General features: G+C 73.0%; 6 protein-coding genes. 2 read left to right on the top strand and 4 right to left on the bottom strand.

What is annotated here, in order from left to right:
* Nucleotides 1-146 precede the first annotated feature (146 nt).
* Both G5C51_RS39085 and G5C51_RS39080 read right to left on the bottom strand, forming a co-directional pair.
* Nucleotides 147-1,559, bottom strand: a complete 1,413-nt coding sequence (locus G5C51_RS39085; RefSeq protein WP_165245193.1) for an amidase — start codon at nucleotides 1,557-1,559, stop codon at nucleotides 147-149.
* A 35-nt stretch (nucleotides 1,560-1,594) separates the two neighbouring features.
* Nucleotides 1,595-2,539, bottom strand: coding sequence for a D-2-hydroxyacid dehydrogenase (locus G5C51_RS39080; RefSeq protein WP_165245191.1), 945 nt, complete (start codon nucleotides 2,537-2,539; stop codon nucleotides 1,595-1,597).
* A gap of 253 nt (nucleotides 2,540-2,792) precedes the next feature.
* Here G5C51_RS39080 and G5C51_RS39075 point away from each other — a divergent pair, with 253 nt between their 5' ends.
* Both G5C51_RS39075 and G5C51_RS39070 read left to right on the top strand, forming a co-directional pair.
* The gene (locus G5C51_RS39075; protein WP_165245189.1) at nucleotides 2,793-3,710 is read left to right on the top strand and encodes a maleate cis-trans isomerase family protein; all 918 of its coding nucleotides are present in this window, start codon (nucleotides 2,793-2,795) and stop codon (nucleotides 3,708-3,710) included.
* Between the two features lie 66 nt (nucleotides 3,711-3,776).
* Nucleotides 3,777-4,502 (top strand): maleate cis-trans isomerase family protein, encoded by a 726-nt coding sequence (locus tag G5C51_RS39070; RefSeq protein ID WP_165245187.1) that lies wholly within the window; start codon nucleotides 3,777-3,779, stop codon nucleotides 4,500-4,502.
* Between the two features lie 13 nt (nucleotides 4,503-4,515).
* On the opposite strand, the gene G5C51_RS39065 is transcribed toward G5C51_RS39070, so the two are convergent.
* Together G5C51_RS39065 and G5C51_RS39060 are read right to left on the bottom strand one after the other, a co-directional pair.
* The gene (locus G5C51_RS39065) at nucleotides 4,516-4,986 is read right to left on the bottom strand and encodes a heme-degrading domain-containing protein (protein ID WP_165245185.1); all 471 of its coding nucleotides are present in this window, start codon (nucleotides 4,984-4,986) and stop codon (nucleotides 4,516-4,518) included.
* On the bottom strand, nucleotides 4,983-6,076 hold a 1,094-nt coding region (locus tag G5C51_RS39060), incomplete at its 5' end, for a Gfo/Idh/MocA family oxidoreductase (protein ID WP_420824908.1). The genes G5C51_RS39060 and G5C51_RS39065, both read right to left, overlap by 4 nt.

Here is a 6,076-nt window from a genome sequence, read left to right as displayed (position 1 = left end):
CCCCGAGCCGCCGCCCGGCAAGCAAAGGCGCCCCCCTCCCCGCTCCTCCCGTAGCCAGCCTCCGTTTCCGGCACCGCACCCCACGGCAGGACGGCGACGCGGCCGTCACCATCCGATGCCAAGCCGCCCGTACGCCAATGGGAGCTTCACACCACCGGCGCAGGCACCCCCACCGCAATCCCCGCCTCGTACAAAGCCTGCGCAGCCCGCAGCACCAGCGCATCCCCATGCCGCGCCCCCACCAACTGCGCCCCAATCGGAAGCCCCGCCCCATCCATCCCACAAGGCACCGTCGCCGCCGGCTGCTGCGTCATGTTGAACGGGTACGTGAACGGCGTCCACCCCGTCCACCGCCGATGCCCCGACCCCGCGGGAGACTCCACGCCCGCCTCGAAGGCGGTCCCCGGCATCGTCGGCGTGAGCAGCAGGTCGTAGCGCTCATGAAAGGCCCCCATCGCCTTCCCCAGCGCCATCCGCACATCCACCGCCGCCAGATAGTCCAGCGCGCTGTAGCGCTCGCCCTCCGCCACGATCTCCTGGAGGCCGGGGTCCAGGAGCTTGCGCTGCTCTTGGCTGAAATGCGCCACTACGCGCGCCGCGCCGCTGAACCACAGGACGTGGAAGGCCTCCACCGGGTCCGCGATCGGCGGGTCCGCCTCCTCCACGAAGGCGCCCAGCTCGCCGAGCCGCTCGGCCACCCCGCGTACCGCGGACGCCACCGCCGGGTCCACCGCGACCTGACCGCCGAAGGACGGGCTGTACGCCACCCGCAGCCCGCGCACGCCGCCGCCCGCGGCGTCCAGGCTGTCCTGGAAGCTCCCGGCCACCGGCCCCAGCTGCGACCAGTCCCGCCCGTCCGCGCCGCTGATGACGTCCATCAGCAGCGCCGCGTCAGCCGCGTCCCGCGTCATCGGCCCCACATGCGCCAGCGTCCCGAAGGCGCTCGCCGGATAGATCGGCACCCGCCCGTACGTCGGCTTCAGGGCGAAGATCCCGCAGAACGACCCCGGGATCCGGACCGACCCGCCCCCGTCCGTCCCCAGCGTCAGCGGCCCGGCCCCCATGGCCACGGCGGCCGCCGACCCACCACTCGACCCTCCGGCCGTCCGGGCCGGGTCGTACGGATTGCCCGTCACCCCGCTCAACGGGCTGTCCGTGACGCCCTTCCACCCGAACTCGGGCGTCGTCGTCTTGCCGATGAACACCGCCCCGTGCTCGCGCATCCGCGCCACCGCGGGCGCGTCCTCGTCCCACGCCCCGTCCACCCCGATCGCCCGCGACCCGCGCAGCGTGGGATGGCCCCGCTGCAGCAGGATGTCCTTCACCGTGCTCGGCACCCCGTCGATGAGCCCGGCCGGCTCCCCCCGCCGCCACCGCTCCGCGGACGCGTCGGCCTGGGCGAGCGCCTCGTCGGCGTCGATGCGTACGAACGCATTGGTGCGCCGCTGCACCTCATCGGCCCGCTCCAGAACGGCCCGGGTGGCCTCCACGGGGCTGAAGTCCCCGGCCCGGTACCCCCGCAGCAGCTCGATCGCGCTCAGCGCGGTCAGGTCCGTCATCCCGGCCTCCTCATCCACGGGCGTACGCCGCCCGCTCACCCACGGACATACCCCGCCCGCTTGTCCACCACGTTGAACAGCGGCTTCCCCGCCGCCCAGCGCTCGAAGTTGTCGCAGAACTGCTCGGACAGCGCCTCCCGCCACCCCACCACATCTCCGCTCATATGCGGCGAGATGAACAGGCCCGGCACGTCCCACAGCGGGTCGTCCGCGTCCAGCGGCTCGGATTCGAAGACGTCGAGGGCGGCGCCCGTGAGCTCGCCGGAGCGCAGCGCCGCCGCGAGCTCCTGCTGGACCACCAATGCGCCGCGGCCGACGTTGATGAACCGGGCGCGGTCCGGCATCGACTCGAAGGCGGCCTTGCCGAACATCCCCCGCGTGTCGTCCGTCAGCGGCGCCGCGCTGATCACCCAGTCCGCCTGCGGGAGGAGCGACGGCAGCGCGGCGATGCCGCGCACGCCCTCCCGTTCCGTACGGCCGACGAGGTCGGTCACGACGCCGAGGCCGCCCAGCGTGCGCGCGATGGCGCGGCCGATCGGTCCCGAGCCGACGACCACCGCGCGGGTGCCGGCCACCCGCAGCGTCTCGCGGTGCTGCCAGCGGTGCTGCCGCTGCCGCTCGTAGGTGCCGCGGAAGTCCTTCGCCATGGCCAGCACCAGGCCCGCCACGTATTCGGCGATCGGCTGGTCGAAGACACCGCGGGCGTTGGTGAGCTGCGTATCGGAGTCGACCAGTCCCGGGAACATCAGCCGGTCCACCCCCGCGCTCGCCGTGTGCACCCAGGCGGGCGTGGGCCCTTCCGCGGGCCAGGCGTCGCGTACGGCGTCGGAGAGGAAGTCCCAGACGAGCAGGACATCCGCCCCCGGGAGCAACCCCGCAAGATCGGATTCACCCGCGGTGATGACGCGGGCGCGATCCGTGAGACGGGACAGGTCAGGCAGGGGATCGTCCTCGAGGACAAGGATGATGCTTTGGGACATGGGGGAGAAACCGTTTCGCAATGAGGGTCGGCTGTACTGGGCGGGCGATGCAGCGTTACCGACGGGTTCAAACACGGCTGGACACGGCGTTGCAGAGGAGGCGGGAGGACGTCCGAGATGCGAGGATTGACCACGCTAGGGGCGCGGCTCTACCGTCGTCAATAACCGCATCTGCCCCGACGTCCCGGCCCTGTACCGGCTGCATGGTGAGTTCCTGAGTCTCATAGCCCTACGTACCGAAATGGGGCGCCTTATGGATGTCTCTTTTCTGGGTGGACCGCAACCACAACGTGGTGTGGGTGTCGTAGCCCCTTTTGATTTCGCGCTCGATCGCGAGCTGTGGCGATGGGTGCCGGACGATGTGTCGCTGCATCTGACCCGGACCCCCTTCGTCCCGGTCGAGGTGAGCCTCGACCTGGCCCGGCTGGTGAGCGAGCATCAGACCCTGCGGGAGGCCGCGCGGGCGCTGTGCGCCGTGTCGCCCGAGGTGATCGCGTATGCCTGCGCCTCCGGCAGCTTCGTGGACGGGCACTTCGGTGAACGGGCCATGTCGGCCGCGCTGTCCGACGCGGCCGAGGTCCCCGCAATGACCACGTCATCCGCGATGCTCGCGGCGCTGCACGAGATCGGGGCCCGGCGGGTCGCGCTCGTCACGCCGTACACGCAGTCGGTGACCGACGCGCTCGAGGACTTTCTGCGGGAGGCCGGGATCGCCGTCACCGGGCGGGCGTTCCTCGGGCTGACCAGGCATATCTGGAAGGTTCCCTACCGCCATGTGGTGGACATGGCGCGGGCCGCGGTGGCTCCGTCCGGGGCCAACGAGCCGCCGCCCGACGCGCTGTTCATCAGCTGTACGAACCTGCCGACCTACGACGTCATCCCGCAGCTGGAGGCGGAGCTGCGGATGCCGGTGCTGTCGGCCAACCAGGTCACGATGTGGGCCGCGCTGGACCGTGTCGGTGCCCAGGCAGTGGGCCCGTACCAGGCGCTGCTTGATCCGGCGGCGCGGCTCGGCCCGGCGTCGATGGATCCGTCGCCGCCGGTCGCCCAGGCGCCCGCGCCGCCCGTACGCCCCGACACGCCGGAGGCCGCGCTGGCCGGCCCGATGGGCGCGGAGCCGGAGGCTCCCGACCCGCCGCCGGACCAGAGCTGGCCCGAAGACCTCCTGTGAACCATCACTCCTGACGAGTGATCAGCTATCGGCTACGACCGGCCTGTGCGCCACGAAGGGACCCGCATGCCCGCTGCTGCTCCGACCGCCGGATTCCTCTACCCCGGATACTCCGCCGAGGACGACTATCCCCGCCTGGAGCGGATGATCGGCGGCGGCGTGCGGCTGCCGCTCGTGCACACGGACATCGGCGAGGACGCCCACCGCGTGGACGCCCTCCTGGAGATGGGGTCCGTGCCGCGGATCGCGGCCGGGGTCGGCGAGCTGAAGCGGCAGGGCGCGCAGGTCGTGGTGTGGGCGTGCACGAGCGCCAGTTTCGTCTACGGGTGGGACGGCGCGAAGGAGCAGGTCAGGCAGCTGTCCGCGGAGGCCGGACTGCCCGCGTCGAGCACGTCGTTCGCGTTCGCGGGCGCGGTGCAGGCGCTGGGGGTGGGCCGAGTGGCGGTGGCGGCCACCTATCCGGATGACGTGGCGCAGCTCTTCGCCGGCTTCCTGAAGTCCGCCGGGGCCGAGGTGGTCTCCGCCCGGGCCAGCGGCATCATCACCGCGGCCGAGGTGGGCACCTGGGGCCGGGACGAGGTGCTCGCGCTGGGCCGCGGCGGCGACCACCCGGACGCCGAGGCGGTGCTGCTGCCGGATACGGCGCTGCACTCGGCCGAGCACATCACCGCGCTGGAGGCGGAGCTGGGCAAGCCGGTGCTGACGGCGAATCAGGTGACGGTGTGGGAGGGACTGCGGCTGCTCGGCGAGCAGGTCGGTCCGGTGCCGGAGCTGGGCAGGCTGTTCAGCTGAGGCGCCGCTCGAGTCAGCTCAGGTGCTGCTCGAGCCCCTCGACGACGAGCGCGTGGTCCGCCGCCTGCGGCAGCCCGGAGACGCCGACCACCCCGACGACCCCGACGCCCTCGACCCGGATCGGGAACGCGCCGCCGTGCGCCGCGTACCGGTCCTGGTCCAGGCGCGAGGACTCCTCGAAGGTGGTGCCCTTCGCCCGGAAGCGGGTGCCGACGAGATACGAGCTCGCGTGATACCGCTCCACCACCCGGCGCTTGCGCGCCAGCCAGGCGTCGTTGTCCGGCGTGGTGCCGGGCAGGGCGCGGTGGAAGAGCTGCTGGCCGCCGCGGTGGATGTCGATGGTCACCGCGGCGCCGCGGTCGAGCGCCAGCTCGGCGAGCAGGCAGCCGAGTTCCCAGGCGTCGTCGTTGTCGAAGCGGGGGAAGCGCAGCCGCTGCTCCTGGTCCCAGAGCTCGGCGATCAGCGCGTTGTCGGCGTCGCTCATGCGCCTGCCTCCTTGATGGCGACGGTGCGGCCCGTGTCCGCCGACTCGCGGGCCGCCTCCAGCACCCGCAGCGCGGCCGCCGCCTGCCCCGCGGTCACCGGCGGCTCGCCGCCGTCGCGCAGGGCGGCGGCCACCGCGGCGTAGTACGCCGGGTAGTCCCCCGGCTCGGTCGGTACGGGCTCGCCGCCGCCGGTCAGCGGCGACTCGCCGGCGCCGAGGCGGCCCCAGGCCGACTCGGGCTCGGCGCCCCACGGCTCGTCCTTGCCGGGGCGCTTGCCGTCGCGGAGGGCGGCTTCCTGCGGGTCGAGGCCGTACTTCACGTAGCCGGCGCGGCTGCCCAGCACCCGGAAGCGGGGGCCGAGTTGGGCGGTGGTGGCGCTGACGTAGAGGTGCGAGCGGACACCGCCGGCGTGGGTGATCGCGATGAACGTGTCGTCGTCGACGGCCGCGCCCGGGCGGCGGACGTCGGCCTCGGCGTAGACGGAGACGGCCGGGCCGAAGAGGGTCAGCGCCTGGTCCACGACATGGCTGCCCAGGTCGTAGAGGAGGCCGCCGATCTCGGCCGGGTCGCCGGACTCGCGCCAGCCGCCCTTGAGCTGCGGCCGCCAGCGCTCGAAGCGGGACTCGAAGCGCTGCACATCGCCGAGGGCGCCTTCCCCGATGAGCTTCTGCAGCGTCAGGAAGTCGTTGTCCCAGCGGCGGTTCTGGAAGACGGACAGCAGCAGCCCGCGGTCGCGCGCGAGCGCGTCGAGCTCCTCGGCCTCGGCGGCGGTGGCCGCCAGCGGCTTGTCCACGACGACCGGCAGGCCCGCCTCGAGGGCGGCCTTGGCGAGGGGGACATGGGTCTTGTTCGGCGACGCGATGACGATCAGGTCGAGCCCGTCGGCGCGGGCCAGGACCTCGTCAGGCGTCGCGGCCGTACGGACCTCGGGGAACTCGGCGCGGGCCTGGGCCTGGCGCTCCGGGTTCGACGTCGAGACCGTATCGAGGACGAGGCCCTCGGTGGCGGCGATGAGCGGCGCGTGGAAGACGGAGCCGGCCAGGCCGTAGCCGAGCAGGCCGACGCGGAGGGGGCGGGGGGTGCCGGGGG

This window comes from Streptomyces coryli (genome assembly GCF_011044975.1).
Lineage (GTDB): Bacteria > Actinomycetota > Actinomycetes > Streptomycetales > Streptomycetaceae > Streptomyces > Streptomyces coryli.
This window is presented reverse-complemented; position numbering and strand designations above follow the sequence as displayed.